This window comes from Acidianus brierleyi, from assembly GCF_003201835.2.
In the GTDB taxonomy this organism is placed as follows: Archaea; Thermoproteota; Thermoprotei_A; order Sulfolobales; family Sulfolobaceae; genus Aramenus; species Aramenus brierleyi.
Window position 1 is genome coordinate 487,269 of the sequence record NZ_CP029289.2, and the last position, 19,992, is coordinate 507,260.

Annotated in this window: 16 protein-coding genes and 1 pseudogene; 13 read left to right on the forward strand and 4 right to left on the reverse strand. The window is 31.8% G+C overall.

What is annotated here, in order from left to right:
• Positions 1-9 precede the first annotated feature (9 nt).
• Entirely contained in the window at positions 10-810 is an 801-nt protein-coding gene (locus DFR85_RS18410; protein WP_110269556.1) for a BtpA/SgcQ family protein, read from the reverse strand.
• Between the two features lie 200 nt (positions 811-1,010).
• Positions 1,011-2,147 (reverse strand): annotated as a pseudogene (locus tag DFR85_RS32290) (IS110 family RNA-guided transposase).
• Positions 2,148-2,490: 343 nt separating this feature from the next.
• Here DFR85_RS32290 and DFR85_RS18420 point away from each other — a divergent pair.
• The 11 genes from DFR85_RS18420 (at position 2,491) to DFR85_RS18470 (ending at position 13,047) form a co-directional block, all read left to right on the forward strand.
• Entirely contained in the window at positions 2,491-3,696 is a 1,206-nt protein-coding gene (locus DFR85_RS18420) for an RNA-guided endonuclease InsQ/TnpB family protein (protein ID WP_110269557.1), read from the forward strand.
• A gap of 27 nt (positions 3,697-3,723) precedes the next feature.
• On the forward strand, positions 3,724-4,116 hold the full coding sequence (locus DFR85_RS18425) for a hypothetical protein (protein WP_110269558.1): 393 nt from the start codon (positions 3,724-3,726) through the stop codon (positions 4,114-4,116).
• 188 nt (positions 4,117-4,304) lie between these two features.
• Positions 4,305-4,544, forward strand: coding sequence for an AbrB/MazE/SpoVT family DNA-binding domain-containing protein (locus DFR85_RS18430; protein WP_110269559.1), 240 nt, complete (start codon positions 4,305-4,307; stop codon positions 4,542-4,544).
• Positions 4,522-4,923, forward strand: coding sequence for a type II toxin-antitoxin system VapC family toxin (locus DFR85_RS18435; protein ID WP_110269560.1), 402 nt, complete (start codon positions 4,522-4,524; stop codon positions 4,921-4,923). The genes DFR85_RS18430 and DFR85_RS18435 overlap by 23 nt, the downstream gene beginning before the upstream one ends.
• A 644-nt stretch (positions 4,924-5,567) precedes the next feature.
• Positions 5,568-6,602: an ABC transporter permease gene (locus DFR85_RS18440; RefSeq protein ID WP_110269561.1), complete on the forward strand. Its 1,035-nt coding sequence runs from the start codon at positions 5,568-5,570 to the stop codon at positions 6,600-6,602.
• Entirely contained in the window at positions 6,599-7,669 is a 1,071-nt protein-coding gene (locus tag DFR85_RS18445) for an ABC transporter permease (RefSeq protein ID WP_110269562.1), read from the forward strand. Before DFR85_RS18440 ends, DFR85_RS18445 begins: the two co-directional genes overlap by 4 nt.
• Before the next feature lie 11 nt (positions 7,670-7,680).
• On the forward strand, positions 7,681-8,649 hold the full coding sequence (locus tag DFR85_RS18450) for an ABC transporter ATP-binding protein (protein WP_110269563.1): 969 nt from the start codon (positions 7,681-7,683) through the stop codon (positions 8,647-8,649).
• Entirely contained in the window at positions 8,642-9,613 is a 972-nt protein-coding gene (locus tag DFR85_RS18455) for an ABC transporter ATP-binding protein (protein WP_110269564.1), read from the forward strand. Before DFR85_RS18450 ends, DFR85_RS18455 begins: the two co-directional genes overlap by 8 nt.
• Positions 9,577-9,981, forward strand: coding sequence for a PH domain-containing protein (locus tag DFR85_RS32375; protein WP_489884298.1), 405 nt, complete (start codon positions 9,577-9,579; stop codon positions 9,979-9,981). Before DFR85_RS18455 ends, DFR85_RS32375 begins: the two co-directional genes overlap by 37 nt.
• A 113-nt stretch (positions 9,982-10,094) precedes the next feature.
• Positions 10,095-12,077 (forward strand): ABC transporter substrate-binding protein, encoded by a 1,983-nt coding sequence (locus tag DFR85_RS18465; protein WP_246252979.1) that lies wholly within the window; start codon positions 10,095-10,097, stop codon positions 12,075-12,077.
• Positions 12,078-12,132: 55 nt separating this feature from the next.
• Complete coding sequence (locus tag DFR85_RS18470; RefSeq protein ID WP_110269565.1) at positions 12,133-13,047, forward strand: membrane dipeptidase; 915 nt, start codon at positions 12,133-12,135, stop codon at positions 13,045-13,047.
• A 412-nt stretch (positions 13,048-13,459) separates the two neighbouring features.
• Here DFR85_RS18470 and DFR85_RS18475 read toward each other — a convergent pair whose 3' ends face one another.
• A complete protein-coding gene (locus DFR85_RS18475; protein WP_110269566.1) occupies positions 13,460-14,149 on the reverse strand; it encodes a creatininase family protein in 690 nt (229 codons plus the stop codon).
• Between the two features lie 229 nt (positions 14,150-14,378).
• Here DFR85_RS18475 and DFR85_RS18480 point away from each other — a divergent pair, with 229 nt between their 5' ends.
• Positions 14,379-17,021 carry a hypothetical protein gene (locus DFR85_RS18480; protein ID WP_110269567.1) on the forward strand — a complete coding sequence of 881 codons (2,643 nt, stop codon included), beginning with the start codon at positions 14,379-14,381 and terminating at the stop codon, positions 17,019-17,021.
• Positions 17,022-17,156: 135 nt separating this feature from the next.
• Here the strand turns inward: DFR85_RS18480 and DFR85_RS18485 are convergent, their stop codons facing one another.
• Positions 17,157-18,644, reverse strand: a complete 1,488-nt coding sequence (locus DFR85_RS18485; RefSeq protein ID WP_110269568.1) for an amino acid permease — start codon at positions 18,642-18,644, stop codon at positions 17,157-17,159.
• A 645-nt stretch (positions 18,645-19,289) separates the two neighbouring features.
• Here DFR85_RS18485 and DFR85_RS18490 point away from each other — a divergent pair.
• Positions 19,290-19,967 carry a hypothetical protein gene (locus tag DFR85_RS18490; protein ID WP_110269569.1) on the forward strand — a complete coding sequence of 226 codons (678 nt, stop codon included), beginning with the start codon at positions 19,290-19,292 and terminating at the stop codon, positions 19,965-19,967.
• Positions 19,968-19,992 lie beyond the last annotated feature (25 nt).

The following is a 19,992-nucleotide window of genomic DNA, read 5'->3' on the forward strand; positions in this document are numbered from 1 at the left end:
CTTGTATTTTTAACTAGAATTCTTACATTCTTCAACAAGTTTTTTGTAAGCTTCTTTATTACTAGGTCCTCCCGTAATTCCATTCTCTTTAAAATCTTTTTCTCCTATTATTAAACCATCAGCCTCCTTACAGAAATCTTTGAAATTTTCAAGAGATATTCCACTTCCTATGACTATAGGTAATTTTATTGAGGATTTAACTTTCTTAACTGTGTCTATACTTGGTGGAATATTGCTTCTATAGCCGGAAACTATAACAGCGTCAGCTCCTCCTCTTTCTGCTAAATCTTGTGCAGCAATCTCTATAGGTAGATTATATAAAGGATATGCATGTTTAACGTGAATATCTGCTGCTATCATAACTTTAGAATTAAGATACCTTTTTAATCGTAAAAGTTCTGCTGCCTTTCCCTCTATTATTCCTTGATCTGTAACATACGCTCCAATAAGAATATTACATCTTATAAACTGCGAGTTGGTTATATGTGAAATAGAAAAAGCGTCTATGCAACCATTTCTTAGTACATTTACTCCTACTGCATCAAAATTAAAATTTTTCCTAATTTCTCTGGTTATTATTGTCATAGAAGTTATAGTTATTGATGGTATTTGATCCTTAAAAAATGGATAATCTCCTAGATTTTCTATTATTATACCGTCTACTTTAGCTTCTTCTAATTTTTTACCTTCAGAATATGCAAATTTTAATATTTCATCAATATTATATACGTTGTTTGGAGATCCTGGTAAAGGAGGTAAATGAATCATTCCTATTATATACGGTTTTTTATGAAATAGGTCATCTAGCATTTTCTTAATACCTATAATTTCAATCTCTTTAAAATCTCTTTACTATAATTATAGTAATCTAATTTTCATTTATATAAATAAATTTATATTGCTATATAGTCTTCATTCTCTTTATCTTAACAAGGGGTTCAAAGGGGGCGTAAGACCCCTTCCGTTAGGTAGGAGATGGATAGGCTCCACATGCTTTGCCTCTAACATGGCTAGGCGATAGCTTGAAGAGCCGAAGGAACTACTTGATTGGGGTCAACTTGAGGGCCTTCACCACCTCCTCCCCTATACCTAGTCTTCTTAGTCTCACCCTTGTATTCCCCATCCTTGAGTACGTGATAAACTATCCTACACATCTTGTTGGCCAAGGCTAATGTAGCCTTTTTGGAATTGCTTGTCCTCTTCAACAAGGCTTGATAGAAGCCATTAAATTGGGCCGTGTTCTTAGCGGACCTTGCAACAAGGAATAGAACGCGGGATAAGTGCTTATTCCCCTTGATGAGACCGTTGTGAAATTCGGTCTTCCCGCTCTGCTTAGTCCAGAAACTCCAGCATAAGAAGCAGCTTGTTTCGAAGACTCAAACCTGCTCACGTCTCCAAGCTCAGCGTAAATTGTGGCTGCAGAGATTGGGCCTATTCCGGGTATCTTAGTCACTACTGCTTCCTCGGGTAGGAACTTCATTATCTCGTTCTCCACTTCCTTGATTTGTTCTTCTATAATGTTCATTAGGTCCAGGAGTTGTTTTAGGATGAACGCTTCTATTCTAGTTAATTTTCTTCCCAATAATTTGGAGTACTCCTTGATCTCTTCGTCAGTTAGCTTCTCATCAGTGGCTAGTTTTCTCACTATTTCCTTTGTCTTCTTTTCGAAGGTAGCTTGTATCCTGCTGTTTCTAGAACTTTCCTTATCTCGTTCTTTACTTGTGTCTTTCTCTCTACTAGTCCTTCTCTGTGTCTTGTCATTTCTCTTAGTTCTTGCATTTCTCCCGTTGGTACGATCCTTTTACTGTGCCTGCAGCGTAGGCTATTGCGAGTCTTATGGAGTCGTTCTTGTCTGTCTTCTTGCCTAGGACTTCAACTGTTTGGACAGGGTTTATCACGTTTACTTTTAGTCCGTTGTCTCTCAGTACGTTGTATACGTGGTAGAAGTATACTCCTGTTGCTTCCATTATTCCTTCTTCGTATCCTTCTAGGAATTTTATAAGTTCTTTGAGTCCTTCCTCGTTGTATTTGAATTCTCTCGTATCAGCTTCTTTTACTGTGTTGTTGTTTATTTCCATCTTGGTTGCAACAAGTCTTGATTCCCCCACATCTATTGCAAATACTTTAGGCTTTATCTTCCTTTCCATGTGTAATACTCTTTTTCTAATTCTTGAATTTTTCTATAATACGCGTTGTATCGTTAATTTTGTTAGGAGATAGTGCGAACTAACTATGAGAACGTCCCCTTAAATTTTTGCACACTCCTACTCGGGATATTGTCCCACATGTTAGATCGCGGGGGACGTATAGCCAGCCTCCCACATGGGGTTTTATCCCCATGTTCACTTTCGGCTTGTGTTATTTTCTTGTTCTCTTTATAAAAGTTTTACTCTTGTAAGGCTTGTCTTCTTGTTTAGGAGTGTTGTTCGTGAAAATCGCCGTAGGAGCCCCCTTTGTAAAGCTTAAATAATTCTTTTCAAATATTCTATTATGTCCGACGTAGGGTTACGCTTCAGAGCGTACACTAACGAACAAACATTGAGGGCGTTAAAAGCCCAGTTGAGGTTAGCGTCAGAAGTGTACAACACCCTACGTTGGGCAGACATCTATTTTCATGAAAGAGATGGAAAAGGACTCACTAAGACGGAGTTGAGGCAACTAGCTCTCGATCTGAGAAAACAGGATGAACAATATCAACATCTATATTCCCAAACACTGCAGCAGATTGCAGACAGATTCTACGACGCTAGACAGAGGTTCTTCGATGGGTTAGCACGTTACCCAAAGGAAAAGAAAGCACACAAGTGGTACTCCCTCGTCTACCCTCAATCAGGTTGGAAAGTCATGAAAGTGAGAGAAATAAGGACGAAGAGCAAGAAGAACAAGAAGAAGGTAATAACGCTTCAGCTGTCAAACCTAGGGATCTTCAACGTCGTTGTCCATAGGGACTTCCCGCTAGACAAGGTAAAGAGGGTAGTAATCAAGTTAACACCATCAGGGAGAGTTTACATTACTTTCGTTGTGGATCAAGAGTATCCTCAACTCCCCAAGACAAACAAAGTAGTTGCTGTGGACGTTGGTGTAGAGAAACTTCTCACTACCTCTGATGGGGAATATGTCCCCAACCAGAGACCTTATGAGAAGGCACTCAACAAGATGAAGAAGCTTCATAAAGCTCTCTCACGGAAGAAGTTCTTGTCACACAACTGGTTTAAGGCAAAGATTCGTCTAGCGAGGGCTCACGAACACTTGAAGAACCTTAGGAAGGACATGTACATGAAACTTGGTAAGTATTTTGCTGAGCATTATGATGTTCTCGTAATGGAGGATATTCGCGTTAAGCAACTTGTTGGTAAGTCTCTCAGAAGGCTGAGGATGAGGTTACACGATGTTGCTATTCATGAGCTTAGGAGTATCATGGAGTATCAACTTGGGAAGTACGGTAAGAAACTCACTCTAGTGGATCCTGCTTTTACTTCAATGACTTGTGCTAGGTGCGGGCATGTTAAGAAAGATTTGACGTTGGCTGATCGTGTGTTTGTCTGTCCCAAGTGCGGTTGGGTCGCTGATCGTGATTATAATGCTTCCCTCAACATACTGAGAAGATCGGGGTCGGAACGACCCTTAGTGCCTGTGGAGCTGAGACCTCTACCTTTGGCAAGCCTCGGCTTTGAAGCAGGAAGCCACGTCCGTTAGGGCGCGGTAGTTCACTTTGCTAAGGAATTGCAAATTGCTTCTATACTTTCAATTTTACAAAATTATGATACAGAATGGAAAGAAAATTATTCAAAAATAATAGAAATTTTAGATAAAATGGACGACTATATAGTAAATGGTAAAGAGTTACCTGACTATACTCTACTCAAAGATCTTGATAAGGGTGACATTACGTACTCCTATTCACAGCTCCAATCAATTCAGTTTTCTGAGAAAAAGACTAAAATATCTTTATTGTATTATGTAGCAGGTTTAATACAAGAAAATCTATATTGGTATTCTATACTCGCTAAAAAGGATAAATACGCCAAAAATTTTAATCCAGACGCGTTTGATATATTATATACATTGTTAAGCGTTGTAAGAAAAAGAGCCTATAGCATATTTCAAGAGAATTAAATATTTCTTAAAATCTTACTACTTTTTCCATAATAGCTTAATGAGTTGTTATGCTACAAAGTAAAAGCTAAGTAAAGATTTTGTCTTGTACCAATTTCTCTTCCACTTTTCTAATAACTAAGTGTTGCTCATAGAGTTTAACTAAAGCTTAAGTTAAACTTATATTTACGTTAAACAATACTATTAATATGGACGTTAAAGTGCATAAAAAGGGAATTATTGTAATTCCTGCAGAAGTTAGGAAAGAGTTTAATATAAAAGAAGGTGCAGTTATCGACTTAGAAATTGAAGAAGATAAAATAGTTTTAAGACCAAAACAAACTTTACTTGACGCTTATGGAATAGACGGAAAAGAGGCTGGAAAGAAACTACTGGAAGAGTTAGAAAAAATGAGGAAAGAAGAAGTTGAAAAAGAAAATTCTTCTTGATACTGGTTTCTTTCATGTTTATTTTTCAGGTTCTAACTATATTAGTAAGAAGGTAGTCGAGGAAATTTATGCAAATAAAATTATTGCGTATACTTTGGATTTAAACCTAGCCGAATTATTCTATACATATGCCAAAGTTAATGGAATTCAGTCTGCTAAAACTAAAATTTCATTAATACTCAGTTCACCTATAAAAATAGTAAGTACTACAAAGGATCTTGCAATAAAAGCTGGTGAGTTAAAGATAAAGAATAATAACTTGTCCATAGTGGACTGCTATCTGATTGCACTTGGCGAGACGGAAAATGCAGAAATATACACTACCGATTCTGAGATAGCCAAAATATATAATAATACTAATTTTTTGGAAAGAAATTAGTCTTCAAAATATTACTTAATGCAAATTTTGACTATAAATATAAAATTTGTATAATAAAATAATTATATATAAAGAATATATGACAAATATTAATACTTATATTTAAAATATATACTAGAATATCTAAAAAGCTAATTTCATTTTATTATTTATATCCTTTGCTACTGTGTAAAAGCTGTCGTCTTTATTAAATCATAAATTAATATTAAAGTATTTTTAATATATGGTAAAAAAGGCAGTAAAAGATTTTGTAGAAAAATAATGGGATATAGTGGTAAACTTAAGGCTGTAGTATTTTAAAGAATATATATTAAACTATTATCTACATAAATCATAAATATTTTGAAAACTATGAGAATAATGGTATTTAATATATGAAAATATATAAATGTCCTAAAATTTCATTAAAATACTACTATGTAAAGTTTAGTTCAGTCTGTAGGTTTTCTCTATCTGCAATGTATTACTGTAAAACAATAAGATAATATCAGAATGATATTGTAGTTGACAAATACTAATGTAAGAACGTTTTTAAATTATCTATAACATTAAATATATCATTTTATGTTTATAACGTAATTATATTAAAAGACTATTTGACTATAGTGCATAATATTTAAAAATTAAATAATATAATTTACACTATGGTTCGTGGGGCATTAATTAAATTTGCTATAAAGAGATTGATAGATGGTATAATAACGCTTTTCTTGCTGGTATTATTTGTTTTCATTTTAATTCATGCAGCTGCTCCAAATCCTGCAGCTCTTGCAAGAATATATGCAGGTAATCCTCATGCTCCTCCTTCTGAAATCCAACAAATAATAAACGAATATGGATTAAATAAACCTATATATGATCAATTTATAAGTTATATGTCAGATATATTTAGAGGAAATTGGGGTTTAGATCCTATATATAAGGTTCCTGAAATTAGTCTTCTTCCAGGTTTTCTTGCTATTAGTTTACAAATAGTAATTCCTGGAGATATTTTAGCTGCAATATTAGGTATAATTACTGGTGCAATAGCCGCTGCGAATAGGGGAAAGGTTAAAGATAAGGGCATAAAGGCGACATATGTTTTAACTTGGGCTTCACCACCATTTCTTGTTGCGTTTTTACTTCAATTGATAATAGCCTATTATTTAGGTTTACTTCCAGCTACTGGTACAGTAAATATACTTCTTCCTACTCCTCACAATTATACGCCATTCCCTATACTAAATGCTTTAATATCAGGCGATTGGGCATATTTTATTTCAGCGGTAAGACATGCGGTTTTGCCTTCCTTATCGATAGCCTTGATAACATTTGGCCTCTTTACAAGAGTAACTAGGGCCTCAATGCTTGATGCAATGGAGTCAGATTATACTAAATTAGCTTTTGCTAAAGGATTATCTAGGAATTACGTAGTTTATAGAATAGCATTAAGAAATAGTTTAATACCAGTTATGACTCTAATAGCCTTATTTTTTGGTTATTCGGTTGCAGGTGCTGTAGTAGTTGAAGACATATTTGACTATCACGGAATAGGTTGGTTCGTAACTCAAGCTATAGAAAGTTTAGATTATATTGCAGTTCTGGATTTTACGATAATAATAGGTATTGCAGTAATTATAGCGAATTTTATTGCAGACGTACTTTACGCATTATTAGATCCTAGGGTGAAAATAGGATGAAAAAATCTTTCCTAATTCCTATTATATACTTGATCTTAAGTATAATATTGTTCGCAATATTTTCATCTAGAGCCATATTAAAAATAACTGGAATATCTATACAAGATATTGTCCCTTTTATAATTTTCCTTTCAATAAGCATTATGATAAGTGTAGACGCGATATTATTTAATTTTTTCAAAAATAATAACTTCGTTAGATCAATAATTAGAAGTAAAGTAGCTTTAGTCACATTAACAATAATATCAATATATTATAGTTGGTCAATACTAGAAGGATTACTTCAATATACAGCATTTTCATTAGATTACATTAGAATCTCATATATGCTTTTGCCATATAATCCATTTGCATTTAATTTTCCATTTCAATCTCTTAAACCTCCTTCTTTATCTCACCTATTTGGTACCAATTATAATGGTGAAGATATCCTAACAAGAATACTTTACGCTACGCCGTCTGCTGCTGAAATATCTACAGTCGTCGTTATTTTTGCAATAATCGTTGGTGCAATAGTGGGAATAATTGCAGGATACTTTGGAGGAATTCTTGATGAAGTACTTATGAGAATAACAGACGTATTTCTAGCAGTTCCTGGTTTAATTCTTGTAATAGCTATAAGTGTAATTCTCCATCCCAGTTATACTAGTGCAATGATAGGATTAATGGTACCTTGGTGGTCAACATATGCTAGGTTATTTAGAAGTCAAACTCTTGTAGTTAAAAACATGAATTACATAGACGCAGCAAAGTTAAGTGGATTAGGAAACTTTAGAATATTGATAAAACATGTTTTTCATAACGTAATGGATCCTGTAATAGCTTATTCCGCATTAGATTTTGGCAATGTCATATTAACTTATTCTGTACTAACGTTTCTTGGAATAGGTATTCAAGCACCAGGATATCCTGAATGGGGTTCTATGGTATCAAATGGAATGGATTATTTACCAGCAGCGTGGTGGTATCCTTTATTTCCCTCAATAACTATATTGATTATAGTTATATCATTCGTATTGTTAGGTGACAGACTTCAAGATGTAATGGCTGGAAGAATAAACTATTAGGGTGATAGTGCTTGTTACTTCAAATAAAAAATCTTTCAGTAAGTTATAAAGTCCCAATAGGGAAAGTCAAAATTTTAGACAATATAAACCTTGATATCGATAAGGGCGAAATAGTAGGAATTGTAGGCGAATCTGGGTCTGGAAAATCAACTCTTGGCCATTCTATAATTAAACTTAATCCACCAAATGCCATTTATGATACTGGAGAGATTATTTTCGACGGAAAAGATATATTAAAATTAAGAGAAGAAGAGTTTAGGAAAATTAGAGGTGCAGGCATTTTTATGGTATTTCAGAACCCACTAAATAGCCTTAATCCAGTTAAGACAATAAGACTTCAACTTCTTGAGGCTCTTAAAGTTAAACAAGAAAGAGATGAGAAGAGAATTGACGATAAAGAAGCTGAAGAAATAATAATTAATACAGTAAGAGATGTTAGACTACCCGATCCTAAAGAAATAATTAAGAAGTATCCTCATCAACTTTCTGGAGGTCAAATACAGAGGGTCGTTATAGCGATGGCATTGCTTTTACGACCAAAATTATTAATAGCAGACGAACCTACTTCTGCCCTAGATGTAACAATTCAAGCTCAAGTAGTTAAGTTATTCAAACAATTAAGGGATGAAGAAGGAACATCAATAATATTTATATCACATGATATTTCCTTGGTGTATGCTATAGCAGATAGATTAGTTGTACTATATGCAGGAAGATTAATGGAAGATGGAAAAATAGAGAATGTAATAAAAACACCTTTACATCCTTACACTCAAGGATTAATTTCAAGCGTTCCAACTATAACAAAAAAAGAAGGGGAACTCAAAGCTATAGAAGGAAATCCACCTTCATTCTTAATCTTACCTAGCGGGTGTAAGTTCAATCCACGATGTCCTAAAGTTATGGGAATATGCAAGGAAAAAGAACCTCAAGTTATCGAAAAAGACGGCAGAAAAGTAAGGTGTTGGTTATATGAATGAACTTTATATAGCTAAAAATATTAAAAAATACTTTCTTACAGAAAATTATGGAATAATAGAAAAAATATTTAGAATTAAGCCGATAGTAGTTAGAGCACTAGACGATGTTACATTAAATGTATATAAAAATGAGACATTAGGAATAGTAGGAGAAAGCGGATCAGGAAAAACAACTTTAGGTAGAATTTTAGCTACCTTAGATCCTCCAACAAGCGGTGAACTTTATTTTGAAGGAGAAAAAATAACTAAAAATAATATTAATAAGGTAAGAAGAAAGGTGCAAATAGTTTTTCAAAATCCTGCTAGTAGTCTAGATCCTAGATTAAAAGTATTTGATGTAGTTTCGGAGCCTATAATGCATATGAGCTTCCAAGAAAGAAGTAAGATGGTTAAAGAGGTTTTAGACGAAGTTGGTTTAGATTTTGATTATGTTTACAATAAATATCCAAGAGAACTTTCTGGAGGCCAGCAACAAAGAGTAGCTATTGCAAGAGCAATAGTCGGTAATCCAGAATTTGTAGTATTGGACGAACCTACTTCTGCCTTAGATGTATCTATTCAAGCTCAAATATTAAACTTACTAGTAAGACTTCAAAGAGAGAGAAACTTAACGTACTTGTTCATTACTCATAACATAAACGTAGCTAAATATATTTCTGATAGAATCTCTGTAATGTATGCAGGAAAAATAGTAGAAATAGGAAATAATGAGGATATAGTTTCTTCACCAAAGCATCCTTATACTCAGAGCCTAATAGCGTCTGTTCCTTCTTTGAATAGGAAGGAGTTATCTCCACCAAAAGGTGAAGTTCCGTCGTTAATAAATCCTCCACCAGGATGTAGATTTAATCCTAGATGCCCATTTGTAATGGAGATATGCAAGGATAAAGAACCGCCAATGATCGAATTAAATGGGAGAAGCGTAGCATGCTGGTTAGCAGATCAAAAGTATCAAAAACAATAATAAAAGGCACCATAATAATTGCGATATTTTCAATTTTTTTAAAGATAAATTTGCATACAATTTTTAATTACTTGATTTTTCTAGGTATAGCATATTTTTCCCTTTTTCTATATATACTTTGGAAAAGATCTTACACATACGAAATTATGGACGATAAAATAGTTATTAAGTCCCCTTTAAAGCAGAAAATCATAAAATATGCAGAAATTTCTGATGAATTTATCTCGAGTGGCTTTTTAGCAAAAAGATTTAACTGTGGATCAATATATCTTATTTTAAATAAAAATACAGTGAATATAATTAAAGATGTAGAAAATCCTGAAAAGATAGAGGACGAGATAAGAACACATATGAGTAGTGAAGAATAAAGAAAGATATAAAGATTTTACATTTCTATATAGACTAGTTATTTTTTAAAAACAGATAAGAGTTCTACATATAGTAATGGAAAATTTTTTATACCGTTACACCCTTTTTAAAAATGATGAGAATGAAGAATAAAAAACTTTTAGGATTAGGTAAAACATTGGCTATAGTAATAGCAGTAGTCATAATAATAGCCGCAATAGGCGGAGTAGCATATTATGTTACTACTTCACATCATCCTCCTACTCCTACTGTTAAAACAATCTCCTTAGCAGCATCAAATCCTGATGTACTAACAGACGTAGCACAAACAGCACCACCAGACGCACTAGACCCAGCAACAGGATTCTATACGCAGGACGGTCCATTGTTTACTGCTGTTTTTCAAGAGCTTGTAGAGTTTAACGGTACTAATTATCACGAGGTAGTCCCAGTATTAGCTGAGAATTATTCTACTCCAAATTACCAGAATTATTACTTTAACTTGAGGGACTACGTTCACTTCGCCGACGGAGTACAATTCAATTCGTCAACAGTATGGTTCTCACTATACAGAACAATACTAATGGGTCAAGGACCCGGAGTAGCAAACTACATCGGATTATTATTCAACTCAACAGTTTACGGAATGACAGGATACGCAATACCTTGGGGAGTGAACTACGCAATACAGAACGCAACAGGATTACCAACAGCAAATAATTACACGCTAACAGCACAAGTACTAGCATCAATACTCTCGCACTTCAACGCGAACAACGCAACAATACAAAAGATAATGGAATACCCTAACCAAGCAGTAGTAGTAAAAGGACCGTATGAAGTAGAGGTTAGTACACTAGAACCTTACAAGTTCTTCTTGTACGATATTGCTGCTTGGTGGGGTGCTATTGTTAATCCTGTAATTGTTGATGAGCATGGTGGAGTTTCTCCCAATTCCGTTAATTCTTACCTTGATGAGTACGGTATGAATGGTACTGGTCCTTACGTTATAGTTAAGGTTTCTCCTGGGTTTTCTACCATAGAGTTGGAGGCTAATCCTAATTATTGGGCTGTAGGTCATGACGTTCCTCTAGTTGCTCAGCCTGCTCACATTAAGTACGTTGTTATTAATTATGGTTTGAGTCATAATGATAGGGTTGAGGATTTCTTGAAGAACGATGCTCAAATATCTTACATTTCAATACCCTACTTGTCCCAAATACTTGGTGCCTACCCATATAATACTATACCGATGAATTCTTCCTTCATTAACTTCGGTTCTGAACCTGGAGTATTCTACGTATCAATGAATATGGAGCAGTATCCTACTAATATTACTGATTTTAGGTTGGCTATGGAGTATGCTGTTAATTATTCTGCTTTGTTATCAATATTTTCTTATAATGGTAAGCCTTTGGCTTCTGAGTTTTTGGGTCCAATATCTCCTCAGTTTCCTGGTTATTATGATCCTAGTGGTCTTCCTGACTATAATTATAGTCCTTCTTTAGCTATGCATTATCTTAATGAGGCTGGTTACATTGGTCATTTTTACGTCGTTCTTCCTAATGGTAGTACTTTGGGTGATTCTTCTGGTACTCAATTGCCTCCCTTGTCATTGTATGCCTTGTCTCCTGTTAATGAGCTTGAGGAGGACGAGCTTGAAATAATATCTCACGATCTTAGCGCAATAGGAATATCTACTACAGTCTACTACGTACTACCATCAGTAACTGACGGATGGACGACACCAAAGGGAACACCAGTACTAGTAGACCTAGGCTGGTTCCCTGACTGGCCTGATCCTGTCTTCCAGCAATTGATGCCTTTGACTGATGTTGAGTTTGGTGGTATTTCCGGTAACTTAGCATGGGTTAACATTTCTACTCTGCAAACAATGTATAATACACTACCATTCATTACTAATACAAGCGAGCAAGAAAGTATGGTTGGTCAAGCCTATTCTATAATTTATCATGAGGCTCCTTACATGTGGTTGCCAGTTCCTGATACTTACTACTTTGTACAGCCCTATGTCCATGGATTCGAATATAACCCGTACGTAGGATATTTCTATAATCTAATGTATTATAACGGAACATATACATATACAACCTAAGGTAAACTTTTTTTATATACAATAATTATTTTTTCTCTTTCTTGCATACTTCTTTATGAATCTAATAGATTTGCACGAGGATTTTGCATATTCGTCAATGTATTCAGACGTAATAGAAGATACTGAGCAATCTAATATTAAGATATTAAAAAATTTTGATAATGTAATTATTTTTTCGGCTATATTTCCTCACATTAATGTATGGAATAATAGATCAGAAAAACTTACTTTGCTTTATGGAAATAAGACTAAAGCTACTGCTCCCTTATTTGATGTACTTAAGGAGCAAGTTAAGTTTTATCTCTATTTGGAGAGTAAAGGTTTAGTTAATATTGTTAGGGATAAAATAAATAGTGGAATAAACTTTCTACTGTCTTTGGAAGGAACTGACGTTTTGACTGATCCATACGATCTTTATTTGCTTAAAGAGTTAAATGTGCTATCTGTTGGAATTACATGGAATTATGATACTAAATTCGGATCTTCTTGTATGTCAAAAAAGGACTATGGGTTAACAGAAGATGGAGAAGAGTTAATTAGAATAGCTAATAAAATAGGGATAATCATAGATTTAGCTCATTCTAGCAAAAGAACACTTATGGACGCCGCTACAGTTTCTAATAAACCGTTAATAGTTTCTCACGCTAATGCTATGAGGTTGAAGAAGCATCCAAGGAATCTTGATGATGAAGAAATTGAAGCAATAGTAAAAACTGATGGAGTTATAGGCATAACTGCAATAGTTGAAACTCTACCTGAAGACAGCATTAAAGGGATTATAGATAACATTAACTATATTGGGGAGAGCTATGGATGGAGATATGTTGCGCTAGGTACTGATTTTTTAGGTATAGAAAAGGTACCTAAGGGTTTCGAAAATATAATTAAAGTAGGAGATTTGAATATGGATCATAAGGAAATATTCTGGGAAAATGCTATGAGAGTGATCAAGACTAATCTTAACGTTTAACGTTATATTAATAGTATAACGGCTATACGTAATCTTATTCAGATTTAAAAATAAGATAAGGCTATTCATAAAAATTAATAATAACTTTTCTATATGTTGAGAATTATCTCTGAATGATTCAGATATTTGTATTATTTATCATATTTAATTGTTAGATGAATTTTAAACCTAATTATATAAATTTTTAAGTAGTCCATTTCATTATGTTTGACATAAGCTAAAATTGTTTTTAAGTCCTTTCATGTATAGTAAGATAATTTTCAAAATAGACGGATTTCACTTCATCATAAATTTTAAAACTATAATATTGGAGCTTAGTTCATGTTAACATATTTTTATAATCTATAAATATTATTTTATCAAATAAGCTATAATATATGAATAATAATTATTATAATTAAGTAATCTTATATTATTTTATGCTTATTAATAACGTTTCTAAATCATTTAATGCTCTATCTATGAATATTTTTCCTTTATTTTCGTTTACTTCTATTTTTCCTCCTATATTTATTACACCGTAAGGATTAGCCTCATAGGATGTTATTGTTTTAAAAACTCCTTCTTTTACGCTATAATCGTTTATTTCTTTAATTTTTTCTTCATTTACTAAATAAGGATTTATAGCCTTAATTATAGACGTTTCTAGGGAACCAGAGTGCATATCTATTATATTGAACAGATCGTAATTTCTTCCTATTATGCTAAATAAATAGACCTTGAAGTGTTTATTAGTGAAGTTAATCTGTCTTCTGATTATATCGAGCACGCTTTCATTTCCCCCATGAGCATTTATTATTATAGCCGATTTTAGTCCAGCTTTTTTTGTAGTCTTAAGAATTTCAACCATATAATTTATCATTGTAATATACGATATTCCTATGTACGGATATCCGGAATGTTCTAGCGAGCATCCATAAAAAATTGTAGGAAATAAAATTACGTCTTCCTTATATTTTTCCTCTATTTTTGTTGCTATAGTTTCTGCTATTATTGAATCAGTACCCATAGGTAAATGAGGTCCATGTTGTTCTATACTTCCAATTGGTAGTAATCCTATTTTTCCTTTTATTTCGTCTCGAGTTATTTCAAGTAGTTTCATATTGATAATCTAAAATAAACTGAGCTAAAAGTCTGAGCTAAGATATTATATTTTTAAAAGAAAATAATATATAAATATAATATTCTGTTCTATACAATTTATACTAGATTATACTTATATTTTAATTTTAATTTCATATAATTGTGTTTCATCTTTCTTGGAATGAATTATTTCTATATTATCTTCTGAAGTTTATATAGATGAAACAGATCATACAAGTTCGACAAAAATGAAAATAGCTCTATTAATTTTAGGATTTATATTATTCATTGTGATATTAGCATCAATTCAACCTACGGCAATAATAAACAATTCTAATAGATCTCCTTCACATTCTACTTTTGGAGAAAAATATATACAGTTAGTTCCAACTACACAATATTATTCATATAATGGATATACAAGTAAAGCAAGATTACTATTAAATGACCTATGGTATTATAATATAAGAGGTGTAAGTGTTGAGGTTAATTCTACCCAATACATGAAAATAATATCTAATCAAAGTATTTTGGCTATTGGATATATCATGCCAGAATACTATAATGAAATCTCAGTAAATTATTCTTATAACCTAAAGGGAGCTTTTGGAGTATTCTTAAAGGAATTTAATTACTCAAGTAATGATAATCTTAAAGAAATGATGCTTAATTCTATAGTTATAGCATTTTATAAGCCTTCGTCAGCTCAACCTCCAGACGCAGTTTATTTATATAATATTTCCATACCAGTTATAATAAATGGAACTGAAAATGATATAACTTTTGATGTTTATAAGAGTCCTGTTCATTTGTTCTATATCCCAACAAAATACTTATTTGGAAACATAACCTTATTCGTCAACTACTTTACCGAGAATGCCAATTACACTAGGCCATATTTTATAGGTATATTTAATCATGCAGCAGTATCTACAGAGAAAAATGCTATAGCTATTGCTAACGTATATAGTTGGTTTATTATACAGGCTCACTCTATGCCTATTCCTCCAATGCCAAACTTCTTAAGATATGGAAATCTAGAAATCAATGGAATTAAATATGTTGCATATAATTCTACTATAACGTTTTCCAATACGTTTACAGAATTAGGAGCTAAATCTAAATCCGGTTCAGAGGCTTATGCAGTAACGCATTATGATATTATAGGAGTATCTTATAATCTTATAAGTGGTGAAAACTATTTCGGATTTAAGATTATTTCTACCACAAATATAATTTACATGTTCCTCAATTCACCAATAGAAAAATCCAACGAAACTATTTCTCTTCAAATAATAATTAATAAAATTCCTAGGATAATTAACTTTTACGAAATAGAAAATGGGTCTACTATATATTTATATCCTGAAGAAGAAATTAATAATGCTACAGTAGAAATGGATGCTCCGTATGTTTTATACAGTCTAGGTATTCATGGAGTAATACAGAATGTTTCAGTAGGTGATGTATATTATAGTGATAATATATCATTTACAATGAATTTCTATCCAGCTATATTTTATCCTACAGGGAAAATTTATGTTTCGTCTCAATCTCCAATATTTTATATAAACGGATCTGAATATGAAAGCAATATGACATATCAAATTTCTTTACCTGCAACTATAGAAATTCCTGAAGAATATTTAACTTATGGTACAAGATATTTGCTAATATCAGTAACATTAAATGGACAATCCATAGATAACGAATTTATGATATTTTATCCTGGAAATTATAATATATCTACAAATTATTTAGTTCAGTACTATGTAAGTTTACCTTTTAATGTAAGTGCTTACGTTAACGGAATTAAGGAAAACATATCTTCTGGTTGGTATAACGCATCTACAGTTATTATCATACCGTCTCAGATAATTAACATAAGTAAAGGCGAAATATATAATATAAGTGAAACTAAAATAATAGTGAATTCTTCAATAAATGAGACAATACCATTTAAATTGGAATACTACGTAAATGTAAGTCATCCAATAAGAGCTCTAATTAATAATGTGAATACGACTTTAATAAGTGGATATTATACTAATGGCACAAAGATCATAATACCAAAATACGAATACGTTAGTAATAATACTAGATACTATATAGAGTCAGCAGAATATGTTATAGTAATCAACTCATCTACCAATATCAATATAAATTTTGAGTTACAATTTCTCATAACTCTTCATTATCCTAACGGTACAATAACGGAGTGGGTAAATAACGGATCCATAATTAAATTGCCTTATATTATTCAAGTATCAAATAACGAAAGATTATTACTCAATTCAACTCAATATTATACTGTAAATTATCCTATTACAATATCTCCATATTATATACTTCAATATTATGCTACAATAGTCTATCCTAATGGTACTACGTCAAACTGGTATAATAAAAACTATATACTTACATTACCTTCAGAAATTTATATTAATAATAGTGTAAGATATGTTACTAATATAACAAAACTAGAAATATCTTCTCCAGGTAAATACATAACTTCGTACGAAGAACAGTTCTATGTAACAATAGTCTATCCTAATGGTACTTTATCTAATTGGTATAATAAAGGTCAAACTATAACTTTACCAGAAGAAATAGAATATAATGGAATAACATATAAACTAGTAGGTTCGAATGAAATAACTATATTATCCCCTGGTACTGTTAAGCCAGCATATTCTACTACTGTACCAGTATCAACGACTTCAGTAACTACAACTTCAGTAACCACTAGTACTGTAACTAATGTATCTGTTACATTACCTCACTCATCAATTTCGGTATCTCCACCAGTTTCGACAAGCGAAGTAATAGCTATTGCCGTTATAGCTGCAGCTATCGGTATAGGCGTAGTAGTGCTTGTTATAAAGAAATGAAAGATATTTTAGTTTTAATATTTAATTATATATAATGTTTATTTCACAAGTAATAGCCACTTTAGTTGTTGTATTTTTTGCTTTTATAATTTCCTTTTTTATAGCTTTTTTGTCTAAAAGAAAGAAAAAGAGATCCTAATCTGGAGGAATCTCCTTAAATACTAAACTTAAGTCAATTCCCTCTCTTTTTCTTACCTCTTTTGAAATTATATATGTTAAAAACCCTGAGATTGGCGGAATAAATATTGTAGATATATCAAAATATTCGTTTCCAGAAAATATTATAGATCCAAAAGAAAAATTACCAAATGTCACTATTCCATACAATATTGTAACTATAACTACAGTAATCAGGGATATTATTGAAAGTACAGCAGTTATAAGAATTTTTCTATCTAAATTTGAAAATTTTATAGAAGCTATAGATACTAATAAATAATTCCATATTATAAACCATAGTCCGTCTACTGCAAAACTTACAGAATATCCAAGATATACTTCAATAAATTCAAAAATAATTGATATAAAGAGAGATAATAGCATGGCATTTACTGGAATTCCTCTTTTTACGTCACCTAAGAACGATGGAAGAACTCTATCGAAAGCTAAAGAAAATATCATTCTAGAGGAGGCTGTAACGTTAATCATAGCATAGAGCAAATACCATGTTAACGCGCTCATTACAACTATAACCAGAATTTCTGGAATGTTTAAAAAAGGCAATACTCCAAAAGCTAATAAAGAAGATGTAGATATAGGTAAATTCCATCCATTTATTGTGGCGTAAATATAACCTTCCTTACCTATACTAAATTCTATTGCAAGAATTAAGAACACAGTGAATATTACAGCAGCAGAATATGAAAGTATATATCCTGCAAAGAATCCAGTTTTAGGTTTCTTAATTTCTCCACCAAAATATGCTGGAGCATTAGAAAAAGCATACATAGAAAGTACGAATATTGATGATAAAGCTAAGGTTTGAATATAATTTGTTGGTTCACTATAAGGTTTAGCATATTGCGAATAAGAACTCCTAAACACTATCATGCCAAAGATCATCATTACTATGCCTATTATTTGTAAAATAGTTAGATATCTAAAACTTTTTGTATAAATCTTGTAAGAAATAGATAAAAGAAAAGATACTAGAATAATAAAAGTAGTAGTTATTAATAGATAAAGATTGTTACTTAAAATGGAATTAGCAATAGTTATGAGTAATGAATTATGGAAAGATACTCCAATGGACTGGAGTCCAGGAATGATAACCATTATTACTTCTAGTTCAGCAAGTACTGGAAATCCCATAGAAAAGCTCATAATTAGCGACATTGCAAGTATTGTCCCAGCTAATTCTCCCATGGATCTAGATACATAAATATAATCTCCAGCAGATCTTGGTATATGATAAGATAATAAATAATAATTTAGTAGTAGAGGCAATACAAGGATAGCTCCCAAGATAGCTGAAAGAATCCAGCTAGCTCCAGCTATAGTCGATGCAACAAAAAGAGGATATGAAAGGCCTGCTGCTGGTCCAATAAAAGAGAAGTTCAGCGAAAACGCATCAAATGCTCCCAATTCTTTTACTAAACCCGTTGACTGTCTTAGAAATTTCATTTAGTTTTTCTTGCTTATATTAACCTTTAAAGCTAATTCTAGATCGTAAATATGACTAGTTAGACTTTCATTGTTATCAACATAAAGATGAAAAATAAACACATATAAACATCGCAATTAATATATTGATGATAGTTAGAGTTTGATATATTAATTTAGTTTTTATGACGAAAAATAATGTAGCATATTCTAGTTAATATAATTATTAAAATATGATATCTCAGATATTTTCTATCTAATTTTCTAATATCTTGAAGACTTTCCAATTCTTATCCTTTCTTTACTAATTTATATTTTGATATAAATAGATCGTATCCATAGCTTGTTTAGATATTAATTTATATTATTACAAGATTTTTATAACTTTTAATAATACTTGTTAGGAGAGCACATATACTTTCTTAGAATCTAAATGCAAAGATCTTATTCCTTTTAAGGCATAAGAAGAGCATAAGCGTTATTATAATAAAGTTTTTAAGTAAAACTCTTGATAATTTATATTGAGAAAAACCTCTGAGCCCTAGTGTAAGACTGGGGCAGATGAAGGGGAAAGCCCTAGAGCCCTAGTGTAAGACTGGGGCAGATGAAGGGGAAGTTACTCATGTTTTCTAAAAATTTTTATCGAATTATCGTTAGATAGGAACTATGCGTATTATATTTATAGATGAATCGATTAACGCTAATACTTTTATAGGCGGAATTTATTTAAATTTAGAAGATATTAATTTAATAATAGATTGTATTGACAGTAGTTGGAAAGAAATAGGTAAGGAATGGAAATTTCATTATATTATTGATAAAAAATATAATGTTAACGGTAAACCTATTTCTGAAATTTTTCTAAAAAATATAATCAAATATATTCCAACTAGAAATACTATAGTAGTTATGCATAAGGGTAATGTGCTTATTAAATGCAATGATCTTTACCCTATAGTAGTTTTTAATCTCTACTCTTTTCCAATATTTTTAAGTAGATCAGACTTTGCTTTAATAGATCCTAATCCTCAAGTAAAATTAACAGATCCAATTATTAAAAGAATAAACTATCCTAAAATATTTCATAATGAAGACGAACTAATTAATAAATTAGATAAAAATACAAAAAGTAGTATAATTAAAATTATTAGGGAGAATATAAGAAAAGCTCAGAGTAAAAGAGTATCAACTATTTTAAATAGAGAATTACAATTAAAACCTGATATTGCAATAAAAACTATTTTAAAATGGAGTCTAATGATTGCTGATTATGTAGTTTCTTCTTCAGATTCTAAAGATTCTACTTGGAATATAGTGGATCCTTATGGCTGTCAATTAAAATAAAGTATTATGCAATCTATACTCATAA

Coding starts and splice junctions, on each gene's coding strand:
- DFR85_RS18445 (WP_110269562.1), top strand. CDS start 6,599: ATGAAAAAATCTTTCCTAATTCCTATTATATACTTGATCTTAAGTATA.
- DFR85_RS18410 (WP_110269556.1), bottom strand. CDS start 810: ATGCTAGATGACCTATTTCATAAAAAACCGTATATAATAGGAATGATT.
- DFR85_RS18485 (WP_110269568.1), bottom strand. CDS start 18,644: ATGAAATTTCTAAGACAGTCAACGGGTTTAGTAAAAGAATTGGGAGCA.
- DFR85_RS32375 (WP_489884298.1), top strand. CDS start 9,577: ATGCTGGTTAGCAGATCAAAAGTATCAAAAACAATAATAAAAGGCACC.
- DFR85_RS18470 (WP_110269565.1), top strand. CDS start 12,133: ATGAATCTAATAGATTTGCACGAGGATTTTGCATATTCGTCAATGTAT.
- DFR85_RS18440 (WP_110269561.1), top strand. CDS start 5,568: ATGGTTCGTGGGGCATTAATTAAATTTGCTATAAAGAGATTGATAGAT.
- DFR85_RS18465 (WP_246252979.1), top strand. CDS start 10,095: ATGATGAGAATGAAGAATAAAAAACTTTTAGGATTAGGTAAAACATTG.
- DFR85_RS18420 (WP_110269557.1), top strand. CDS start 2,491: ATGTCCGACGTAGGGTTACGCTTCAGAGCGTACACTAACGAACAAACA.
- DFR85_RS18475 (WP_110269566.1), bottom strand. CDS start 14,149: ATGAAACTACTTGAAATAACTCGAGACGAAATAAAAGGAAAAATAGGA.
- DFR85_RS18455 (WP_110269564.1), top strand. CDS start 8,642: ATGAATGAACTTTATATAGCTAAAAATATTAAAAAATACTTTCTTACA.
- DFR85_RS18430 (WP_110269559.1), top strand. CDS start 4,305: ATGGACGTTAAAGTGCATAAAAAGGGAATTATTGTAATTCCTGCAGAA.
- DFR85_RS18490 (WP_110269569.1), top strand. CDS start 19,290: ATGCGTATTATATTTATAGATGAATCGATTAACGCTAATACTTTTATA.
- DFR85_RS18480 (WP_110269567.1), top strand. CDS start 14,379: ATGAAAATAGCTCTATTAATTTTAGGATTTATATTATTCATTGTGATA.